Here is a 19,732-nt window from a genome sequence, read left to right as displayed (position 1 = left end):
TTACTGCAGTCCTGCTTTCCACGATATATTTTTTAGTGAGTGCCGCCCAGAGGGGAGGTTAATTTCTTAAAAACCAATATTTATGAGGGGTTGATTTTAGTAAATTAATAGGCTGCAATGACGAGCTGTCTATTAAGCTTTTATATTACATAAAATTAAACCATTGTTTTCTTCCATTTACCCTTTTTGAACAGGATAAATGCTGCTATGGCAATACCTGCTTCGGCCGTTGGGATGGCAATAAAAACACCTGTTGGGCCCATTTCCAAAAATTTGGCCAAAAAGTAAGCCAAAGGAATCTGGAACAACCAAAAGGCAAAAACATTAATTTTGGTAGGCGTCCAGGTATCGCCAGCGCCATTAAAGGCACTACTGAATACCATCGCAGCTCCATAAATCACAAAACCAATACTTAAAATTTTTAAAGCTTTGCTTGCAACGGCAATTACAATTTCATCTGATGTAAAAAATGCCGCGAACAAATGTCCACAGGTTAAGAACAGTACACTTACTACTGCCATGAAAATAATAATGTATTTCAAGGTTTGGAATACCGATTTTTCAGCGCGGTCTATATGGCCAGCGCCCAAATTCTGACCAACCAAGGTAGCGGCTGCATTGCTTAAGCCCCAGGCTGGCAACATAAAAAACATCATGAGCCGTAGTGCTGTTTGGTAACCCGCCGACCCAGTATCGCCACCGGTAGTGGCAACAAGTTCTGCCAAAAACACCCAGCTACAACTCGCAATTACGAACTGAAAAATAGCCGGAGCGGCAATCTTAACGATGGCTTTAATCTGGGTAAAATCAGGCAAGAAGTGACTAATGCGTATTTTTAATATGTTTTTACCACTGAACAGATTATAAAACTGATAAGTAACACCCAAACCGCGGCCAATTGTTGTGGCAATGGCAGCACCTGTTAAACCAAATGCAGGTATTGGCCCTAAACCATTGATAAAAATAGGGCAGAGGATGATATTCGCAATATTGGCGATCCATAAACTCCTCATGGCGATGGCCGCATTACCTGCCCCTCTAAAAATCCCATTGATTAAGAATAAGAGTACAATAATGATACTTCCACCCATCATAATCCGGACAAATGGAACGCCTTGAGCAACTGTTTCAGCTGAAGCCCCCATGAGCAATAGAATATCTCTGGCGTAAATTAAGCCCAGAATACTGATGATAATGTTAACGAAAACCGCAATTACAATCGTCTGCATACCGGCTTTTGATGCCGCTTCCGGATTTTTCTCGCCAATTCTCCTGGCAACCACCGCTGTCGCGGCCATACTCAACCCGATGGCCAATGAGTAAATAATGGTTAACACCGATTCTGTTAAACCAACGGTTTGTATGGCGTGACTACTGTTTTCTAAGTGCCCTACAAAATACAGATCGACTAAGGCAAAAACCGACTCCATAGCCATTTCCAGCATCATTGGAATGGCCAATAAAATAATTGCGCGTTTGATACTAATTGAAGTTAAATCAACCTCATGACCTTTTAAAGATTGGACGAGGATATCGAAAAAAGACGAAAGTTTGCCCTGCGTCTTTGTTGACTGTGACATATAATAAATAATAAGGTAAAGTGTAAGGATATAAAACAATGATACGCCTTTAAGCGTACATATCTAAAAATTGAAAGGGGAGGGAATCCTCGGTTATTTAGAACCTCAAACGGATTGCAGATACTATCATGGCTCTGTTCTTTTTGATGAACCAAAGATAGATAAAATTTTGAATTGTCAAATTTAGATGACTATTTTTTGTAAAGTGATTAATTTTTTATTGTTATCCATGGTCTGTGTCTCACAGACCATCCAGCTGGATTTACGAGTGTTTTTTTTTATCACGGAGACTATTTAACAGCTATCAGTCTGAGCGTAGTCGAACACTTATATACTATAGGCTTTAATCATTTCTTCTGAAACCTTTGTTCCACGGCCAGTAGTTAAATCAATCAATACGTAATCAAAAATGCCATCTGAAGCCACTTTTCCAGTTTTTCGATTAACGATTTCGAATTGAACCGAACAACCTTTATCGTTCATCGTTAAAATACCAGTCCTAATCAGCATTAAGTCATTCATTAACAATGGGCGTTTAAAATTAATGTCAACATGGCTTACAACCCAGCCCAGCCCCTGTTTGGTAAAATGCTCCCAAGGCATACCGTAGAATTTTTCCATTTGCTCATAACGTGCTGCCAGTACATAATCAAGGTATTTACTATTATGTACATGGTTAAACATATCGATATCATCAGGACGAACCCGTAATTCACTTTCGAAAATGCTGTATTGATTTTTTTCCAAGGGTAAATGTTTTGTGCAAAAGTATTAATAATGACTGAATGTAAAGTACACTTGACAAATGTGAACATGATGTAATGTATTACTTGACAATTTTTCGTATTTTTGATATGAAATGGGAAAACTCAAATTATATGATATTAATACTCCGCGCGAAACAATCGTTGAGGAACGTGATGCTATTTATTTGAGTCGCACCCCTGAGCAGCGTTTTTTTAGCGTTCTGCAGCTTAATAATATTTCGGTTACCATGAATGGCGGCAAGCCACTAAAATCTCCGCAAGGCAAAGGGCTTGTAATCCGTAAGCCATCAATTTAATTGGTTTATGTCTTTTGATAAAGAAAATCCTGAAATGCTTTTGTTACTAGAAACATTTGAGCATTTTAACGTCAATTATCTAATTGTTGGCGGCTTTGCCGTTAATCGATATGGTTACAACCGTACTACAGGCGATTTAGACATTTACTTAAAAGACACAAAAGAGAACAGGCAAAACCTTATTTACGCCTTAGATAAAATGGGTTACGGCCGGTACGATATGTTGTTAGACGTTCCAATTATAGCAGGCTATTGTGAAGTCTTAATGGATGATGGCATGTATGCAGATCTAATGACCGATATCCCTGGGTTGGATAAACAGAAATTTAATGAATATTTTGAAATGGCTACAGTTGATGAAATAAATGGAATTAAAGCCAGATTTCTTCATTACAACCACCTTTTAGACAATAAGCGGGCAACAAACAGACCTAAAGACCAATTGGATGTTTTGGAATTAGAGCGCATTAATAAAAGAAATTAAGTTAATTGCAACGTCTTTGTACCTAAACCGGACTTAGGGCGAGAGGATAGCAAACGATGTAGAACTGAATTTGCTTTTTAAAAAATGATAAATTAAAATTTAATCAATTTCCTGTGGCCCAGCTTTATCGTTACTGATAAAACGCCATTCTTCTCCATAAAGCGATTTATATTGAACCATAATTTTAATATTAGCTTTTTCTACAAGTGGACCAAGGTGTTCATCATTTATATTGATCAGACTTAATTTTTCGCCGACAGGCAAAATTTCGTTTTTCCAAAGATTAGCCAGGACTACTGATTTAGTAGCCTCTAAACCGTGATCCTTTTTTATTTGTTTAAGAATTTCGGCTATATTTTTATAACGTTTTGATTTATAATAAAAATCGTAATCAGATACAATCGCTGGACCAAGGCCTTGGTTTACGATCAGAAACTCATAATGATAATTATCTTCCCCAGTTTTTTTCATGTCCGAAAAACTGTTTGAATAACTCATAAGCAGGGGTTTCACAGAAGCATATTGCTGAACTTTTTGCAACCTGGTTTGATATAAGGTTATAATAATGGCACAAACACTGGTTACAATTGCACATAAACCAACCACGGTATTTAATGATAACTTGGACTTATTTTGCGCTTTCTGCATATTTCATGAGGTTTTAAATTCAATCTAAAATAGAAAATATCAGTTGTTGAACCAATAACGTGCTGAATATTTCCAAAACGTCGAATACACAAGAAAGATAATAATAACAGGCACTTGCTTATAAATAAAAATAGCCTTATCTTTGCGCCACAATTAATTAATTTTTTATTGCTTTAATATTATTCAAGAATGTATTTAAGTCCAGAGAAAAAAGCTGTAATCTTTAAAGAACACGGCAAAGTAGAAACCAACACTGGTTCTGCAGAAGGTCAAGTAGCGTTATTTACATACCGTATTGCGCACTTAACGGAACACTTAAAGAAAAATCGTAAAGATTTCTCTACCCAGTTGTCACTTCAAAAATTGGTAGGTAAACGCCGCGGTATTTTGGCTTACCTATACAAAAAAGATATTGAGCGCTATCGTGCTATCATCAAAGCTTTATCGCTTCGTGATATCATCAAACAAAAATAAGCGCAAGTTTATCGATAAAAGCCATTCTTTAGGGAATGGCTTTTTAATTCCCTGTTAATTTTTTTAACGGGTTTTATTATAGATAGGCTTTTTTAATCCTATCTTCGTTTGCAAAAACAAAAACATATATAAACAACGGTGTGTAGAAAGAGGAAAACACACCATAATTCTAATTAAATGAATGTAATAAAAAAATCGTTCGATTTGGGCGATGGCAGAATTGTAGAAATTGAAACGGGTAAACTGGCTAAACAAGCTGATGGTTCGGTTGTAGTAAAAATGGGCGATACAATGTTGTTGGCAACAGTTGTATCTACTGTTGGTGCTAAGCCAGGTACTGATTTTTTACCATTATCGGTTGATTATCAGGAAAAATATGCGGCTACAGGCCGTATTCCAGGAGGCTTTTTACGTCGTGAAGCAAGGTTATCTGATTACGAGGTTTTAATCTCTCGTTTGGTGGATAGAGCTTTACGCCCAATGTTTCCAAGTGATTATCACTCTGATACACAGGTGATGATTTCTTTAATCTCTGCTGATAAAGATATTATGCCTGATTGTTTGGCAGGTTTAGCAGCATCAGCTGCATTATCGGTATCTGATATTCCTTTCAACGGTCCGATTTCTGAAGTACGTGTAGCGAAAATTGATGGTAAACTGGTAATCAATCCATTAGCTAGCCAATTAGAGCGTGCAACTTTAGAGTTTATGGTTGCTGGTTCGGCTAACGATATAGGCATGGTTGAGGGTGAGTGTGATGAAATTCAGGAAGATGAAATGGTTGAGGCTTTAAAATTTGCACACGATGCAATTAAAGTTCAATGTGCAGTTCAGGTTGAATTAACTGAGGCTACTGGCAAAACCGTTAAACGCGAATACAGCCACGAAGATCATGATGCCGATTTAAAAGCTAAGGTTTATGCTGATACTTACGATAAAGTTTATGCCGTAGCAAAAGCTGGCGGCAATAAAGATGTCCGTAAAGAAGGTTTCACTGCAATTATTAACGAATTCTTCGAGGCTATGCCAGAAGATACTGCAGATTTAACTAAAGCAATGGCTAAACATTATTATCATGATGTTCAGTACGATGCCATCAGAAACCTATTGTTAGATGAAGGTATCCGTTTAGATGGCCGTAAGACTACCGAAATCCGCCCGATCTGGAGTGAAGTTGGTTATTTACCTGCTGCTCACGGTTCGGCTGTATTTACACGTGGCGAAACACAATCATTAACTTCAGTTACTTTAGGTAGTAAAGATGATGAGCAAATGATTGATGGTGCTTTCTTTAATGGTTACAACAAATTCTTATTGCACTATAATTTCCCTGGTTTCTCAACTGGCGAGGTTAGACCAAACAGAGGCGCTGGCCGTCGCGAAATTGGTCACGGTGCTTTAGCACAACGTTCATTGAAAAAAGTATTGCCTCAAGGTGAAGCAAATCCTTATACCATCCGTATTGTTTCTGATATCTTAGAATCTAACGGTTCATCATCAATGGCAACTGTTTGTGCTGGTACATTAGCATTAATGGATGCAGGTATTAAAATTAAATCTCCAGTTTCAGGTATCGCAATGGGTTTAATTACCGACGAGAAAACCGGTAAATATGCAATCCTTTCTGATATTTTAGGTGATGAAGACCACTTAGGTGATATGGACTTTAAAGTAACTGGTACTGAACACGGTATCGTTGCTTGCCAGATGGACTTAAAAATCAATGGCTTATCTTACGAAGTTTTAACCAAAGCTTTGTTACAGGCTAAAGAAGGTCGTTTACACATCTTAAACGAGATGAAGAAAACCATCAGCTCGCCTAACGAAGATTACAAACCACATGCACCACGTATTGTTTCTTTAACTATTGATAAAGAATTTATCGGTGCAATTATCGGCCCTGGAGGTAAAATTATCCAGGAAATGCAACGTGAAACCGGTGCTTCAATCTCTATCGAAGAAGTTGATGGCAAAGGTATTGTAGAAGTATTTGCAGATAACAAAGCAGCTATCGATGCAGCGGTTACCCGTATCCGTAATATCGTAGCTAAGCCAGAAATCGGCGAAGTTTACCAAGGTAAAGTAAAATCAATTATGCCATTCGGTGCATTTGTTGAGGTGATGCCAGGTAAAGATGGTTTATTGCACATCTCTGAAATTTCATGGGAACGTTTAGAAACCATGGATGGTGTATTAAAAGAAGGTGATAAAATCGAGGTTAAATTATTAGACATCGATAAGCAAGGTAAAATGAAACTTTCTCGTAAAGTTTTATTGCCAAGACCGGAAAAACCAGCAGCGCCACAAGCGTAATAATCAATACGTCACGCTGAACTTGATTCAGCATCTGTTTAATAGACCCTGAAATAAATTACCTTCGGTGAGCTCGCTAAGGCTCGGTTCAGGGTGACGACACAAATAATAAAACCCTTTCAGTTTTACTGGAAGGGTTTTTATTTTATGTAAAAATTTAACTTCGGGCTTTCTGACTAAAAACTTTCGGACTTCTTTCGTAACTTGCATTCTTAGTAAATCGTACAAACAAATCGTCATTGCGAGGCACGAAGCAATCTTCAAGTAGACTATTTTAAAAGATTGCTTCGTGCCTCGCAATGACGGAATTATAAAAGAAATGAAATACATCATTGCCCCATCCATACTTTCTGCCGATTTCGGCAATTTACAACGAGATATTGAAATGATTAACCACAGCGAGGCCGATTGGTTCCACGTTGATGTGATGGATGGTGTTTTCGTTCCAAACATTTCTTTTGGTTTTCCCATCATGGCTGCTGTAAAAAAGCATGCGACCAAAGCTTTAGATGTACATTTAATGATTGTTGAGCCAGATAAATATGTTCAGGATTTTGCCAAAGCAGGAGCGGATAGGATCACGGTACATTATGAAGCCTGCACACACCTGCATAGAACCATTCAGTTAATTAAAGCTTCTGGTTGCAAAGCTGGTGTAGCACTAAATCCTCATACACCAGTAACCTTATTGCAGGATGTAATTGAAGATCTTGATCTTGTACTCATTATGTCGGTTAATCCTGGTTTTGGTGGACAAGCTTTTATCCATAATACCTACAAGAAAATAAAGGATTTAAAGACTTTGATTCAAGGGGTAAATGAAGACTTATTAATCGAAATCGATGGTGGTGTTGGTTTGCAAAATATTGCTACATTAGTATCAGCAGGTGCCAATGCTTTTGTGGCCGGAAATGCGATTTTCGCAACAGATAATCCAACGGAAACCATTTCTAAAATGAAAAGCTTAACAACTAGCGCTATAAATATTTAAATTGTTAAATGTTTTATTGCTAAATTGTTTTTAGGGTGAGGCGCATACAGTCTTAATACCTGATACTTTTGTCTTGATACTAAAAATGCTCAAATTTCGGCTAATCCTCTTCCTTTTAATTGCTGGTTGCAGTTTTGCGGTTGCCCAGCCATTAGTTAGGGTTTCGGGGATAGTTTACAGTGATGAAAAATTACCCTTGGCACAGGTTACCGTAATCGTTTTAGGGCAGGCACAATCAACAGTTACTGATGAGTTTGGTGTATATACCATTTATTCAAAATCGAAAACGTTTAGCATTAAATATTCGCTTTTGGGCTATCAACCGCAAACAATAAAATTTAGTGAGCGGTCGGGTGCTCGCATTATCAAACAGGTAAATTTAATTGCCAATATCAATGAATTAGAACAGGTTAACATTACCAATAAACAGAATCAGTTAAGTAACACTACTACTATTAATATTGCCGATGTTTCTTCAATGCCATTGGTTTCTGGGAATTTTGAAACCATGCTCAAAACCCTGCCAGGTGTATCTACAAATAACGAACTCAGTGCCCAGTATAGCGTTCGGGGAGGTAATTTCGATGAAAATCTGATTTACATTAACGATGTAGAAATTAACCGACCGGTATTGATCCGCAATGGACAGCAGGAGGGACTAAGTTTTATCAATTCAGACCTGGTGAGCAAAGCAAAATTCTCTGCAGGTGGCTTTGAAGCGAAATATGGCGATAAACTTTCTTCAATCTTAGATATTAAATACGATAAACCGGATAGTAATCAAACCATCTTTAGCAGCAGTCTTTTAAATACTTCGTTAACAACCAAAAAGCTGTTCAAAAACAGCTTCCTTTTGGCTGGTTTACGCTATAAAAATAATTCGAGTGTATTAATTAAACAGGACGAAAAGGGAAGTTATAGTCCAAATTTTGCCGATGCGCAGCTCCTGTATCAATATGATTTTTCATCAAAATTCAACATCAGTTTTTTGGGCAGTTTTAATCTTGGTCAGTTTAAATTGGTACCCACCAATAGAGAAACCCAGTTTGGAACATTGAGCACTACATTAAGACTAAATGTGGACTATATGGGACAGGAAATAGACGATTACCAAACTTTGGGAAGCGCCGTTACCGCTACTTATTCGCCCAAACCAAACCTGGTGATCAAGTTTATTAACAGTTATTTTAGTACGGTAGAAAGAGAGCGTTTCGATATTAATGGCAGCTATATTTTTGATGAGGTGGATAATAATTATTTAGGTGAAAATTTTGGGGTGATCAATAAAAACAGGGGCATTGGCAGTTATTATAATTATGGAAGAAATAGTTTAAATACACAAATTTTCGCTTCTGAAATAAAAGTAGATCAAAATTTCAATAATCATGTTTTTTCCTGGGGGATAAAATTTGATAAATCTGAATACGACGATCAGTTAAACGAATATAACTATACGGATTCTGCCGGCTTCATTTTGCCCAACAATTCGAAAAATATTACGTTACAAAATGTAATCAACATACAGAACAATATCGATATTAAAAACTACAGTGCCTATATTCAGGATAGCTATTCGCTTTCCAATTATGCAGAGTTACAATTAGGCGCACGCGCCACATATAGTTCATTAAGCAAACAGCTATTGATCAGTCCGAGGATGTTAATTGCTTATCGACCTAACTCGAATAATAAAATATTGAGGCTTACCGCAGGTGTTTACAAACAGCCACCCTCATACCGGACTATTCGTGATTTTTCGGGCGTGCTGAATATCGATCAGAAAGCGCAAAGTTCTTACAATACTTCTCTGGGTTATGAATACGCTTTCGATGCTTTTGGAACGCGCTTGAAGTTTACTTCTGAGGCATATTTTAAATATTCGGACCGATTGATTCCGTATAAAATAGACAACCTGAGAATTAAATACCTGGCGAATGAGGTCTCTCGTGGTTATGCTTATGGTGCCGATTTCAGTATTGGCGGCGAATTTGTTAAGGATCTGGTTTCTTATTTCAGAATGTCGGTTATGCATGCCAACGAAGATATAATTGGAGATAGTTATATCCAGAATGGAACTACGATTTATCCTGGCTATCTAAAAAGGCCAACTGATCAGCGTTTAAATTTCTCCATATTTTTCCAGGATAAATTATTAAATAGTCCAACTTATAAAGTACACTTAAACGCGCTTTATGGCTCAAGATTACCGATCGGTCCATCGCAAACACCACGGTATTTAGATAAGTTTTTTATCCCATCATACAAGCGGGTAGATATCGGTTTTTCCAAAGATTTCCTTGATGACGCCGCTTTGCACAAACCCAAATTTTTAGACAAGAATTTCAGTTCAGTTATTCTGTTTTTCGAGGTTTTTAATATGTTGAATATCAACAACACCGTTTCATACTTATGGCTAAAAGATGTAGATAATGTACAGTATGCTATTCCAAATTATTTAACAGGCAGACAGTTTAACCTGAAGTTGATTGTGAAGTTGAAGAATAAGTCCTAAACCTACCAGGTTTTAAAAACTTGGTAGGTTTGACAAAAATCAGTGTTTATCTTTTTGCCTTTCTGATTAATGAATTCTTTTGCAAAAACTGCAACAAAACGCTCAATTTTGTCGAGATTTTTAACAAAATTTAATTTTTTATGATACGATTTTATGGGCATAACTGCTTTAAAAATTTTACATTTACGCCCATAAAACATTATATAATAAGATGAAGCATAATTTTGGCGCAGGCCCTTGTATTTTACCTCAAGAAGTGTTTAAACAAGCAGCTCAGGCTGTTTTAGATTTTAACGATGGATTATCAATTTTAGAAATTTCGCACAGAACAACCGAATTTGAGGCAGTTGTTGCTGAAGCTGATAAGTTGGTAAAGGAATTATTAAATGTGCCGTCGGGTTATTCCGTTTTATTTTTACAAGGTGGTGCAAGTTTACAGTTTGCAATGGTTCCGATGAACTTATTGGGCGATGGACAAACAGCAAGTTATTTAGATACTGGTGTTTGGGCAACCAAAGCATTAAAAGAAGCTAAATTTATCGGAAATGTAAATGTCGTTGCTTCTTCTAAAGATGCAAACTACACTTTTATCCCAAAGGATTTTGAAATCCCAGCTGATAGTGCTTATTTCCACTATACTTCAAACAATACCATTTACGGAACTGAGCTTTTCGAAGTACCTAAAACAAACGTTCCGGTTGTTTGCGATATGTCTTCTGATATTATGAGCCGTGTAATAGATGTTTCTAAATTCGATTTAATTTATGCCGGAGCTCAAAAAAATGTAGGCCCTGCCGGTTTAACCATCGCTATTGTTAAGAATGAAGTTTTAGGTAAAATCGATCGTAAAATTCCATCTATGTTGAACTATCAATCGCATATCGATAACGATTCGATGTACAATACACCTCCTGTTTTCTCAATCTATGTAGCTTTATTAAACCTACGTTGGTTAAAATCGAAAGGTGGCGTTGCTGAGATTGAAAAAGAAAATAAACAAAAAGCAGAAGCACTTTACAGAGAAATCGACCGCAATCCATTATTTAAAGGAACTTGTGCAGTTGAAGACCGCTCTAGAATGAATGTTTGTTTCGTAATGGAAAACCCAGAATTGGAAAAACCATTCTTGAAATATGCTGAAGAGCAAGGTATTGTGGGTATTAAAGGGCACAGAAGTGTAGGTGGTTTCCGTGCGTCGATGTATAATGCGTTGCCAATTACAAGTGTACATGCCCTGGTAGATGCCATGCAGGTATTTGAAGAACAACAGGCAAAAACAAATTAAGAATTAATTATAACCGCAGATTATCAATATAATCGTTTTAATCTGTGTAATCATAAATAACAATGATTAAAATATTAGCAAACGATGGGATTGACCCGATCGGTAAAGAACTATTAGAAAAAGCAGGTTTCCAGGTTGATACTGAAACCGTTCCTCAGGATAAATTAGCTGAAGCATTAAAAAACTATGATGCCATTACTGTACGTAGTGCAACAAAAGTTAGAAAAGAATTAATTGATGCTGTACCCAATATCAAATTAATTGGTAGAGGTGGAGTAGGCATGGATAATATCGATGTAGAATATGCACGTAGCCAAGGCATTAATGTGGTAAATACGCCAGCTGCGTCTTCATTATCTGTTGCTGAATTGGTATTCTCTCACTTATTTACAGGTATCAGGTTCTTGCAGGATGCTAACCGTAAAATGCCTGTAGAAGGTTCTACTCAATTCAATAACTTGAAAAAAGCTTATGCTAAAGGAACTGAATTAAGTGGTAAAACCATTGGTATTATCGGTTTTGGACGTATCGGTCGTGCTACTGCAAAGGTGGCTTTAGGCTTAGGTATGAATGTTTTGGCTTACGATTTATATCCTTCAGAATCTGAAATCACTTTAGAATTCCAAGGTGGAAAATCAGTAAGTATTCCGATCAAAACGGTTTCTTTAGATGAAGTTATTACAGGAAGTGATTTCTTTAGTTTACATACTCCATTTGCTGATAAACCGATTTTAGGTGCAGAAGAGTTTGCTAAAATGAAAAACGGAGTAGGTATTGTAAACTGTTCACGCGGTGGAACAATTGATGAGCCAGCTTTAATTGAGGCACTAAATTCTGGTAAAGTTTCCTTTGCTGGTTTAGATGTTTTCGATAACGAGCCTACACCATTGGCAGAAATTTTAACCCATCCAAAAATCTCTTTAACACCACATATTGGTGCATCAACCAACGAAGCCCAAGAACGTATCGGTACGGAATTAGCGACGTTGATTATCGAGCATTTTAAGAAATAATAAATAAATCTAGACCTTGTAGGTTTTGAAAACCTATAAGGTCTTTATATTCTAATCTAACGCATTCGTCAGCACCCAATAGCGGTAACCCAAAATCGCCTTCTGAAAAGCAGTAAGTTTATTCGGATCTTTTTTATACAAACTTGGTAAAAGTGCCTTATTTATCTTCACCAAGATTTTAAACAGTCCTTTTTTCATAATTTGTCTATGCTTTTAATGGTTACGAAGCTGTTAAAATCCTATTTTAATTTTAAGAGCTGATTTTAGCTGCTTTATACACCTGGATTTTTTTACTAAAAAAATAAAATCCACCTGCCATTACTAAAATTAAAAAGGCGATGATGTAGGTTGATAAACCTCCTTTATTCTTTTTCTCTAAATCTTCTTTCAGCTGTACATTCTGATCCTGTAGTTTTTTAATGGTTTGCATATAACGTTCCATACGCTCCTGAGAATTATCCGCCACAGCTACTTTCTGCCGGTTCTGCAAATCTTTATAATCCATTAATACTTTCAGCTCTTTGAAAATATTGTTGTCGGTTAAAACTACCTGACGAAGAATTTCATTGGAATTTTTAATATCACGTTTGGTTTGCCACCCGAATATTCCAGTTCGTTGGTTTAAACTTTCATCATACTGACCAAACTTGTTACTTCTTTCTACAAGTAATGAATTTACTTTAGCACGCTGAGCTGCATAGGCAGCGGTATCTTGTTGTGCAATAACCTGCAGATTCAGCATCAAAAAAGAGAACAGATAAAAATATTTCTTCATGCGATATAAACGTGAAAAGGGTGAAAGTTGTTTTGGCTGGTTTATTGGTTTATTAGCCATTAGTTCATTGGTTAGCAAAGTGACGATTCTGCTTTTGCCATTGAGAACACACGAAGATAGCTTTAGTATGTTTACGCACTTATTCCAAATGAACCATTGAGCCAATGAACCACTGAACTTTCTTAAGGATGAAACTCCACCCGTACAATATCACCTAAATGCAAACCTAATAAACCACTTGCTTTACCTTTATTAATTGCAATCTCCAAGTGGTTACTAATCCCGAACAGGCAAAGTTTTTCACCTTCCTGTACTTCGTTGTAATGCCAGCTCAACTGCGTAATGGTTTCGCTTTTTCTAAAGTATAAAGTAAAGTCCCTGTTCTTTTGTATTTTGGTAAAAAGATCTTTCGTAATGTTGGTAATTACGTTGCAAAAAGTATCGATATACACCACACTACCGCGGATCACATCCCGTTCAATCACAGGATGTAAAAGCATCTTCTGCTCAATCTCTGCTACAGGTAAACCGATGTCTTTCAGTTTGCCACCCTTGGCCAAATGCGTTGCTGCCTTAACAAAAATATCAACCAAGGGAAAGTGTAGATATTTCAAATCCTGCATAATGTTCAGTTCTACCACATCTTCCGGAATATCGTCAAAAAGAAGGGAGAAAATACCATTATCAGCCCCTACAAAAAAGTGATCACGATGCTTTACAGCAATATATTTGGTGTTTTCACTGTATACAGAATCGATACCGATTAAGTGCACCGTATTCTTCGGAAAGTAAGGATAAGCGTTTTTTAGCACAAAGGCTGCGTACGAAATATTGAATGACGGAACCTCGTGGGTAATATCAACTAAATTAACATTAGGCATAAGACTCAACAGACTACCTTTAAGGGCACTCTGGTAAAAATCTTTTGAACCTAAATCTGTTGTTAAAGTAATTATCCCCATTAAAAATTCATTATTATTGCTTATTCTTGTGTACGGGCCTAAGCGTCTGCAAATATTCAAATTTTAATTAATATACCCCGATAACTTTTTAAAATACTACAGTTTGAACGAATTAAAATTAACTCTGGATACCGTAAATCCTGCTCACTTTTGGGGGCCGAATAACGAGAATTACGAAATGATTAAAGGTGCTTTCGCGAAATTGAAACTGGTAGCGAGAGGTAGTGATGTTAAGGTTCTCGGTGATGAACAGGAACTTAAGACTTTCGAGGATAAGTTTAACCAGCTTATAGCACACCTCGAGAAATATAGCTCACTTACCAATAACGATGTAGAATCTATACTGGGTGCAAAAGCAGCCGGTGTAGTAAAAAAAGATGTAGAACAACCTACCGGAGGCGGTGGAGAGGTAATTGTTTTTGGCACAAACGGCCTTTTGGTTAAGGCACGAACTGCAAATCAGCGCAAAATGGTAAGCAGTATTGCTAAAAATGATATCCTATTTGCCATTGGCCCCGCCGGAACAGGAAAAACATATACTGCCGTAGCTTTGGCTGTTAGGGCATTAAAGAATAAAGAAATTAAACGGATTATTTTAACCCGTCCGGCGGTTGAAGCAGGGGAGAATCTTGGTTTCTTACCTGGCGATTTAAAAGAAAAAATCGATCCATATTTACGTCCGTTATACGATGCATTGGATGATATGATTCCTGCAGAGAAATTGAAATTCTACATCGAAAACCGTACGATAGAAATTGCGCCACTGGCATTTATGCGCGGACGTACCTTAGATAACTGTTTCGTGATTTTAGATGAGGCGCAAAACGCGACCGATATGCAGTTAAAAATGTTTTTAACCCGTATGGGGCCTACCGCTAAATTTATTGTTACTGGCGACGTAACACAGATCGATCTGCCTAAAAAACAGATGTCGGGTTTATTTAACGGCTTAAGGATTTTAGAAGATATTAAAGGTATTGATATTATTTACCTAAGTGGCGAAGACGTGGTAAGACATAAACTAGTGAAAGATATCCTGAAAGCTTACGGCGATATTCAGTAAGTCGTAGGTCAGAAGTCAGGAAAGTCCGAAGTTTAGGTCTTACAATAGAACTACTTCGGACTTTTGTTTTTTACCCTTCATGATCCGACTCCTGTCTTCGGACTTTCGGACTTTTTTCCTATTTTTATCCCCTCATGAAAGCACTAAAAGAAACTCATTTCAATTTCCCAAATCAAAGTAATTTTTACAAAGGTAAAGTTCGCGATGTATACACCATAGCTGACCAACTTATGGTAATGGTGGTATCAGACCGTATTTCTGCTTTTGATGTAGTATTACCTGAAGCTATTCCATTTAAAGGGCAGGTATTAAACCAAATTGCAGCTAAGTTTTTAGCAGCTACGCAGGATATCGTTCCTAACTGGGTTTTAGCCGTGCCAGATCCAATGGTTACAATAGGTCGTATTTGTGAGCCATTTAAAGTAGAAATGGTAATTAGAGGTTATTTGGCCGGTCATGCATGGCGCGAATACAGCGCAGGAAAACGTTCTGTGTGCGGTGTTTCTTTACCTGATGGATTAAAAGAAAACGATAAACTACCTCAGCCCATTATTACCCCAACCACAAAAGCTTCGGTGGGGCATGATGAAGACATTTCAAAAGAAGATATTTTAGCAAAAGGTATTGTTTCTATAACCGATTACGAAAAGTTAGAAGAATACACTTATGCACTATATCAACGTGGAACTGAGATTGCTGCTAAAAGCGGATTGATTTTAGTGGATACAAAATACGAGTTCGGCGCTGCTGATGGCGTAATTTATTTGATCGACGAAATACACACACCAGATTCTTCACGCTATTTTTATGCAGAGGGATATCAGGACCGCCAGAATAGTAATGAGCCACAAAAGCAACTTTCGAAAGAATTTGTAAGAAAATGGTTAATCGAAAATGGTTTTCAGGGAAAAGATGGACAAGTTGTGCCAGAAATGACACCTGAAATTGTAAATTCAATTTCAGAACGTTACATCGAACTTTACGAACAAATTGTAGGAGAGACCTTTATAAAAGCTGATGCTGATGCCATTTCTAGCCGCATTGAAACCAATGTTTTAAAGGCTTTAGAAACACTTTAAATTCGAAAGAAATTTATACATTAGTAAAATAAAGATTAGAGAGATGAAATTTTCAGTAGATAAACACGATAAATATGTAACCTTAAAGTTAGAAGAACCTAAGTTTACAAACGATAATGCTCCAGGATTAAAATCAGAGTTCTATTTGCTCAACGCAGAGGGATTTCAAAATATAATTGTTGATTTAAGTCATGTTACAGAGTGTAACGATGCGCAGGATTTAAGCTGCTTATTGGTTGGGGATAGGCTTTGCAAATCGGCAGGTGGATTATTTATTGTAACCGGAATTAATGATGAGTTGGCATCGATTATCGAATTATCAAACATATTTCAATCTGTAACGTTTGTTAATACAATAGACGAAGCAACTGATTTTATCTTTATGGATGAGTTGGAAAAAGAGTTTAGAGGCGCTAAATAACAAATATTTAAATAACATTCCGGCCTCGTAGTTTCTAAAAATCTACGAGGCTTTTTATATCTTATCATGATGAAATTTGAAGTTACAATTTTAGGAAGCAGTTCTGCAACTCCTGTATTTAACAGGAACCCATCGGCACAGCTTTTAAATTGTAATGAAAAATATTACCTCATTGATTGCGGTGAAGGCACACAACAACAATTGGCCAAGTACAACCTTAAAGCCGCCCGCATCGATTATATTTTTATCAGCCACTTACATGGCGATCATTATTTCGGTTTAATAGGCTTGCTTTCCAGTTTGCATTTAAACGGCAGGATAAAACCCATGCAGATATTTGGCCCCAAACCTTTATTAGAAATTTTAGAGATTCAGTTTAAATATTCTGATACCGTATTAAGGTATCCAATTGAGTTTTTTCCGATTGAAGCCGATGAATCCAGACAGATATTCGAGAATAGTGATTTAACAGTTAAAACTATTGTTTTAAATCACCGTATCCCTACAACGGGCTTTATTTTTCAGCAGAAGAAACGACAACGTAAACTAATAAAAGAAAAGACTGATGAAGTGCCAATGGCGTATTATACGGCTTTAAAAAAAGGACTTGATGTAGAACTGCCAAATGGCGATATTTTACGCAGTGAAGATTATACCATCGAGGCAGATGCACCAAGATGTTACGCTTATTGCTCCGACACCTTATTTGATGAAAGTTACTTTGCGACAATAAAAGATTGTGATACCTTATACCACGAAGCTACCTTCATGCATGATTTATTGGATAGGGCTAAAGAAACGCATCACACAACCGCTTTACAGGCAGCAGAGGTAGCCAAAATTAATGGCGTAAAGAAATTACTTATCGGCCATTTTTCTTCGCGTTACAAAACCTTACAAATGCTTTTAGAAGAAGCACAATCTGTTTTCGAGAATACCGAGTTGGCTGTAGAGGGGAGAACTTTCCACCTTTAGGGATTTTATCTTTTTACCACAGAGCACACAGAGGAATGCGCAAAGAACCATAGCGTTGGGTGGATGCAATTCGTCATCCTGAACTTGTTTCAGGATCTAGAAAGATGCTGAAATAAATTCAGCATGACGAACGCTAAAACAAAAAAAGCCCTACAATTTAAAACTGTAAGGCTTTCGAATTTATAAAAATTAATTACTTGTCTTTTTTGTTGCCACCTCCAAATACCGAGAAGTGTACATAACGTTTAGGATTAGCTTTCAAATCGATCATTAATTCATCAAGATTTTTTGAAGCATTATTTAAATTCTGATACATTTTATCATCATTTAACAGCAATCCTAAACTGCCTTTTCCATCTTTAATTCCAGAAATTACACTTTGTAAGTCAGCGATAGCATTGTTTGCATTATCTAAGGTTTGTTTAAAGTTGGCAGCGGCAAACTTATCGGTAACCGTATTAATGTTGGTTAAGATATCGCTGATTTTTTGATTATTGTTATTCAGGTTGGCCGTAATACCTTCAACGTTTTTGAAAATTGCTGCAATACGTGCGCTTTCTGAACCTACTAAACCATCAACTTCTTTCGATGTAGTTTCTAACGAAGCTAATGTGCCCGCTATACTGTTAAAGCTTTTATCGACATTTTTCTGAAAGTTAGGGTTCAGAATAGAGTTTACACTACTTAGAATAGAATCCATTTTGCCGATAATTAATTCTGCTTTCTTTTGAACCGGCTGTACCTGTTCCATTAAGCCTTTTTCTACATTTGCGTTTAAGGTGTAACCATCTTCGGCCATCTTTTTCGAATTACCTAACGACATTACAATAGCCTTGCTACCTAAAAGATCTGTACCTTCTAAACGGGCAATACTATTTTCTGGAATTTCATATTTGCTGTTTACACTTAAGGTGGCAATAATACTACCGTCTGGCTGTAAATCCAATTTGGCCACCCGGCCAATCTGATAACCATTAATTAGGATAGGTTTTGAAACACTTAAACCATCAACCCTCGTATATTTTGCATATAATGTAGTTTCATTTGAGAAAATTGAATTTCCTTTTAAAAAATTATATCCAATTATTAATAAAGCAATGGCAAATGCAGCTAAAATACCTACTTTGGTTTCGTTCTTAATCTTCATGAGTGTTTTATTTAATGGCTACAAGCGCTGAAGGTATTCTTTCTTCACTTGTTAGAGCGTAATTAATTCTTGTGCTAAACCCTATAAATACACAAAGGCTGCACTATTTGTTTGGTACCTTGTTTTATATTTTTTCCAAAGGTAAAATAAACATCATTTATAATGCCACTTATTTAACCTCAATATTTTTTTTATATGTTTTTATTGCTTCCAAAATAGAATTGGCGATTTCGTTTTGTCCATTTTGGGAATTAATATATTTTTCTTCCTCTGTATTCGAGATAAAACCGACTTCTGTTAAAACGGCGGGCATACCACAACGCTGCAGTACTAAAACGCCCTGCTCTTTAACACCTCGGCTTAATCGCTCATCCCGCTTGATATAACTGTTCTGTATTAATTTGGCAAAATTAATACTTTTGTCCCGAAAGGCATTTTTTAAAAGCGATAAAAGGATAAAACTACTCGGGTTACTTGGATCATACCCATCATACTTACTTTTATAGTTCTTTTCCAATTTAATATCGGCATTCTCACGTATGGCCGCATCCTGTTCTTTTAACCGGTGCGACCCCGCAACCAATGTTTCTACTCCTTTGATATGCTTGTTGCCTGGAGGCATTGAATTGCAGTGTACAGATATAAAAAGATCGGCATTAGCTTCATTCGCTATTTCCGCCCGCCTGTATAAATCAACATCTATATCCGTTTTACGCGTAAAAATTATTTTAATATCCGGCATTTGCTCCCTTAATAAGGCGCCTAGTTTTAATGCAACCTTTAAAGAAACATCTTTTTCTTTCGAAAAACTACCAGAGGCTCCAGGTTTTCTGCCGCCATGGCCGGGATCAATAACAATTGTTTTGATCTTATAACCTTGAGCAGGTGCTTTTTCAGCAATTAGTAACGAAAAGAAAAGTATTGTAATCAGAAGTTTAATCTTCATG

20 protein-coding genes are annotated in these 19,732 nt (G+C 36.8%); 12 read left to right on the top strand and 8 right to left on the bottom strand.

Translation table 11 applies throughout. The features are described from left to right. Positions 1-155: 155 nt before the first annotated feature. Both AC07VK_RS05105 and AC07VK_RS05100 read right to left on the bottom strand, forming a co-directional pair. Positions 156-1,580 carry an MATE family efflux transporter gene (locus AC07VK_RS05105; RefSeq protein WP_492958798.1) on the bottom strand — a complete coding sequence of 475 codons (1,425 nt, stop codon included), beginning with the start codon at positions 1,578-1,580 and terminating at the stop codon, positions 156-158. 327 nt (positions 1,581-1,907) lie between these two features. Beyond that, the gene (locus tag AC07VK_RS05100; protein ID WP_492953568.1) at positions 1,908-2,327 is read right to left on the bottom strand and encodes an acyl-CoA thioesterase; all 420 of its coding nucleotides are present in this window, start codon (positions 2,325-2,327) and stop codon (positions 1,908-1,910) included. A 112-nt stretch (positions 2,328-2,439) separates the two neighbouring features. On the opposite strand from AC07VK_RS05100, the gene AC07VK_RS05095 reads away from it, so the two are divergent. Then, positions 2,440-2,643, top strand: a complete 204-nt coding sequence (locus tag AC07VK_RS05095; RefSeq protein ID WP_057934204.1) for a hypothetical protein — start codon at positions 2,440-2,442, stop codon at positions 2,641-2,643. Between the two features lie 7 nt (positions 2,644-2,650). Further along, positions 2,651-3,127, top strand: coding sequence for a hypothetical protein (locus AC07VK_RS05090; protein ID WP_057934205.1), 477 nt, complete (start codon positions 2,651-2,653; stop codon positions 3,125-3,127). 99 nt (positions 3,128-3,226) lie between these two features. On the opposite strand, the gene AC07VK_RS05085 is transcribed toward AC07VK_RS05090, so the two are convergent. After that, complete coding sequence (locus AC07VK_RS05085) at positions 3,227-3,775, bottom strand: hypothetical protein (protein WP_492958796.1); 549 nt, start codon at positions 3,773-3,775, stop codon at positions 3,227-3,229. A gap of 189 nt (positions 3,776-3,964) precedes the next feature. Between AC07VK_RS05085 and rpsO the strand changes: the two genes are divergently transcribed. The 6 genes from rpsO (at position 3,965) to AC07VK_RS05055 (ending at position 12,363) form a co-directional block, all read left to right on the top strand. Beyond that, a complete protein-coding gene (gene rpsO, locus AC07VK_RS05080; protein ID WP_029275143.1) occupies positions 3,965-4,249 on the top strand; it encodes a 30S ribosomal protein S15 in 285 nt (94 codons plus the stop codon). A 177-nt stretch (positions 4,250-4,426) separates the two neighbouring features. Further along, the gene (gene pnp / locus AC07VK_RS05075; RefSeq protein WP_492953565.1) at positions 4,427-6,562 is read left to right on the top strand and encodes a polyribonucleotide nucleotidyltransferase; all 2,136 of its coding nucleotides are present in this window, start codon (positions 4,427-4,429) and stop codon (positions 6,560-6,562) included. Positions 6,563-6,881: 319 nt separating this feature from the next. After that, a complete protein-coding gene (gene rpe / locus AC07VK_RS05070) occupies positions 6,882-7,553 on the top strand; it encodes a ribulose-phosphate 3-epimerase (protein WP_492958794.1) in 672 nt (223 codons plus the stop codon). An 85-nt stretch (positions 7,554-7,638) separates the two neighbouring features. After that, positions 7,639-10,065 carry a TonB-dependent receptor gene (locus AC07VK_RS05065; RefSeq protein ID WP_492958792.1) on the top strand — a complete coding sequence of 809 codons (2,427 nt, stop codon included), beginning with the start codon at positions 7,639-7,641 and terminating at the stop codon, positions 10,063-10,065. Positions 10,066-10,276: 211 nt separating this feature from the next. Further along, positions 10,277-11,350 carry a 3-phosphoserine/phosphohydroxythreonine transaminase gene (gene serC, locus AC07VK_RS05060; RefSeq protein ID WP_492958790.1) on the top strand — a complete coding sequence of 358 codons (1,074 nt, stop codon included), beginning with the start codon at positions 10,277-10,279 and terminating at the stop codon, positions 11,348-11,350. A 62-nt stretch (positions 11,351-11,412) separates the two neighbouring features. Then, on the top strand, positions 11,413-12,363 hold the full coding sequence (locus AC07VK_RS05055; protein WP_208745924.1) for a D-2-hydroxyacid dehydrogenase: 951 nt from the start codon (positions 11,413-11,415) through the stop codon (positions 12,361-12,363). A 51-nt stretch (positions 12,364-12,414) separates the two neighbouring features. Here the strand turns inward: AC07VK_RS05055 and AC07VK_RS05050 are convergent, their stop codons facing one another. The 3 genes from AC07VK_RS05050 to AC07VK_RS05040 form a co-directional block, all read right to left on the bottom strand. Then, the gene (locus tag AC07VK_RS05050) at positions 12,415-12,561 is read right to left on the bottom strand and encodes a hypothetical protein (protein ID WP_492958788.1); all 147 of its coding nucleotides are present in this window, start codon (positions 12,559-12,561) and stop codon (positions 12,415-12,417) included. Between the two features lie 52 nt (positions 12,562-12,613). Next, on the bottom strand, positions 12,614-13,198 hold the full coding sequence (locus AC07VK_RS05045) for a hypothetical protein (RefSeq protein WP_492958786.1): 585 nt from the start codon (positions 13,196-13,198) through the stop codon (positions 12,614-12,616). A 122-nt stretch (positions 13,199-13,320) separates the two neighbouring features. Then, entirely contained in the window at positions 13,321-14,100 is a 780-nt protein-coding gene (locus tag AC07VK_RS05040) for an SAM hydrolase/SAM-dependent halogenase family protein (protein ID WP_057934213.1), read from the bottom strand. A gap of 103 nt (positions 14,101-14,203) precedes the next feature. Between AC07VK_RS05040 and AC07VK_RS05035 the strand changes: the two genes are divergently transcribed. The 4 genes from AC07VK_RS05035 to AC07VK_RS05020 all read left to right on the top strand — a co-directional run bounded on the left by AC07VK_RS05035 (position 14,204) and on the right by AC07VK_RS05020 (position 17,638). Continuing rightward, a complete protein-coding gene (locus AC07VK_RS05035) occupies positions 14,204-15,163 on the top strand; it encodes a PhoH family protein (RefSeq protein ID WP_057934214.1) in 960 nt (319 codons plus the stop codon). A 134-nt stretch (positions 15,164-15,297) separates the two neighbouring features. Beyond that, entirely contained in the window at positions 15,298-16,242 is a 945-nt protein-coding gene (locus AC07VK_RS05030; RefSeq protein ID WP_492958784.1) for a phosphoribosylaminoimidazolesuccinocarboxamide synthase, read from the top strand. Positions 16,243-16,285: 43 nt separating this feature from the next. Beyond that, positions 16,286-16,663: an STAS domain-containing protein gene (locus AC07VK_RS05025; RefSeq protein ID WP_426329623.1), complete on the top strand. Its 378-nt coding sequence runs from the start codon at positions 16,286-16,288 to the stop codon at positions 16,661-16,663. Between the two features lie 69 nt (positions 16,664-16,732). Next, positions 16,733-17,638: a ribonuclease Z gene (locus tag AC07VK_RS05020; protein WP_492953637.1), complete on the top strand. Its 906-nt coding sequence runs from the start codon at positions 16,733-16,735 to the stop codon at positions 17,636-17,638. Between the two features lie 193 nt (positions 17,639-17,831). Here AC07VK_RS05020 and AC07VK_RS05015 read toward each other — a convergent pair whose 3' ends face one another. Then, complete coding sequence (locus tag AC07VK_RS05015; protein ID WP_492958782.1) at positions 17,832-18,785, bottom strand: MlaD family protein; 954 nt, start codon at positions 18,783-18,785, stop codon at positions 17,832-17,834. A 169-nt stretch (positions 18,786-18,954) separates the two neighbouring features. Further along, positions 18,955-19,731, bottom strand: a complete 777-nt coding sequence (locus AC07VK_RS05010; RefSeq protein ID WP_492958780.1) for an N-acetylmuramoyl-L-alanine amidase family protein — start codon at positions 19,729-19,731, stop codon at positions 18,955-18,957. Between the last annotated feature and the right edge of the window lies 1 nt (position 19,732).

Source organism: Pedobacter sp. GW821-FHT01D05 (genome assembly GCF_059422505.1).
Note: the sequence above shows the minus strand (reverse complement) of the source record. Positions and strands in the feature narration are given on the sequence as shown.

Excerpts from the sequence above, each read along its gene's own strand:
- AC07VK_RS05105 (WP_492958798.1), bottom strand. The coding sequence starts at position 1,580 with ATGTCACAGTCAACAAAGACGCAGGGCAAACTTTCGTCTTTTTTCGAT.
- AC07VK_RS05095 (WP_057934204.1), top strand. The coding sequence starts at position 2,440 with ATGGGAAAACTCAAATTATATGATATTAATACTCCGCGCGAAACAATC.
- AC07VK_RS05090 (WP_057934205.1), top strand. The coding sequence starts at position 2,651 with ATGTCTTTTGATAAAGAAAATCCTGAAATGCTTTTGTTACTAGAAACA.
- AC07VK_RS05085 (WP_492958796.1), bottom strand. The coding sequence starts at position 3,775 with ATGCAGAAAGCGCAAAATAAGTCCAAGTTATCATTAAATACCGTGGTT.
- rpsO (WP_029275143.1), top strand. The coding sequence starts at position 3,965 with ATGTATTTAAGTCCAGAGAAAAAAGCTGTAATCTTTAAAGAACACGGC.
- pnp (WP_492953565.1), top strand. The coding sequence starts at position 4,427 with ATGAATGTAATAAAAAAATCGTTCGATTTGGGCGATGGCAGAATTGTA.
- rpe (WP_492958794.1), top strand. The coding sequence starts at position 6,882 with ATGAAATACATCATTGCCCCATCCATACTTTCTGCCGATTTCGGCAAT.
- AC07VK_RS05065 (WP_492958792.1), top strand. The coding sequence starts at position 7,639 with ATGCTCAAATTTCGGCTAATCCTCTTCCTTTTAATTGCTGGTTGCAGT.
- serC (WP_492958790.1), top strand. The coding sequence starts at position 10,277 with ATGAAGCATAATTTTGGCGCAGGCCCTTGTATTTTACCTCAAGAAGTG.
- AC07VK_RS05055 (WP_208745924.1), top strand. The coding sequence starts at position 11,413 with ATGATTAAAATATTAGCAAACGATGGGATTGACCCGATCGGTAAAGAA.
- AC07VK_RS05050 (WP_492958788.1), bottom strand. The coding sequence starts at position 12,561 with ATGAAAAAAGGACTGTTTAAAATCTTGGTGAAGATAAATAAGGCACTT.
- AC07VK_RS05045 (WP_492958786.1), bottom strand. The coding sequence starts at position 13,198 with ATGGCTAATAAACCAATAAACCAGCCAAAACAACTTTCACCCTTTTCA.
- AC07VK_RS05040 (WP_057934213.1), bottom strand. The coding sequence starts at position 14,100 with ATGGGGATAATTACTTTAACAACAGATTTAGGTTCAAAAGATTTTTAC.
- AC07VK_RS05030 (WP_492958784.1), top strand. The coding sequence starts at position 15,298 with ATGAAAGCACTAAAAGAAACTCATTTCAATTTCCCAAATCAAAGTAAT.
- AC07VK_RS05025 (WP_426329623.1), top strand. The coding sequence starts at position 16,286 with ATGAAATTTTCAGTAGATAAACACGATAAATATGTAACCTTAAAGTTA.
- AC07VK_RS05020 (WP_492953637.1), top strand. The coding sequence starts at position 16,733 with ATGAAATTTGAAGTTACAATTTTAGGAAGCAGTTCTGCAACTCCTGTA.
- AC07VK_RS05015 (WP_492958782.1), bottom strand. The coding sequence starts at position 18,785 with ATGAAGATTAAGAACGAAACCAAAGTAGGTATTTTAGCTGCATTTGCC.
- AC07VK_RS05010 (WP_492958780.1), bottom strand. The coding sequence starts at position 19,731 with ATGAAGATTAAACTTCTGATTACAATACTTTTCTTTTCGTTACTAATT.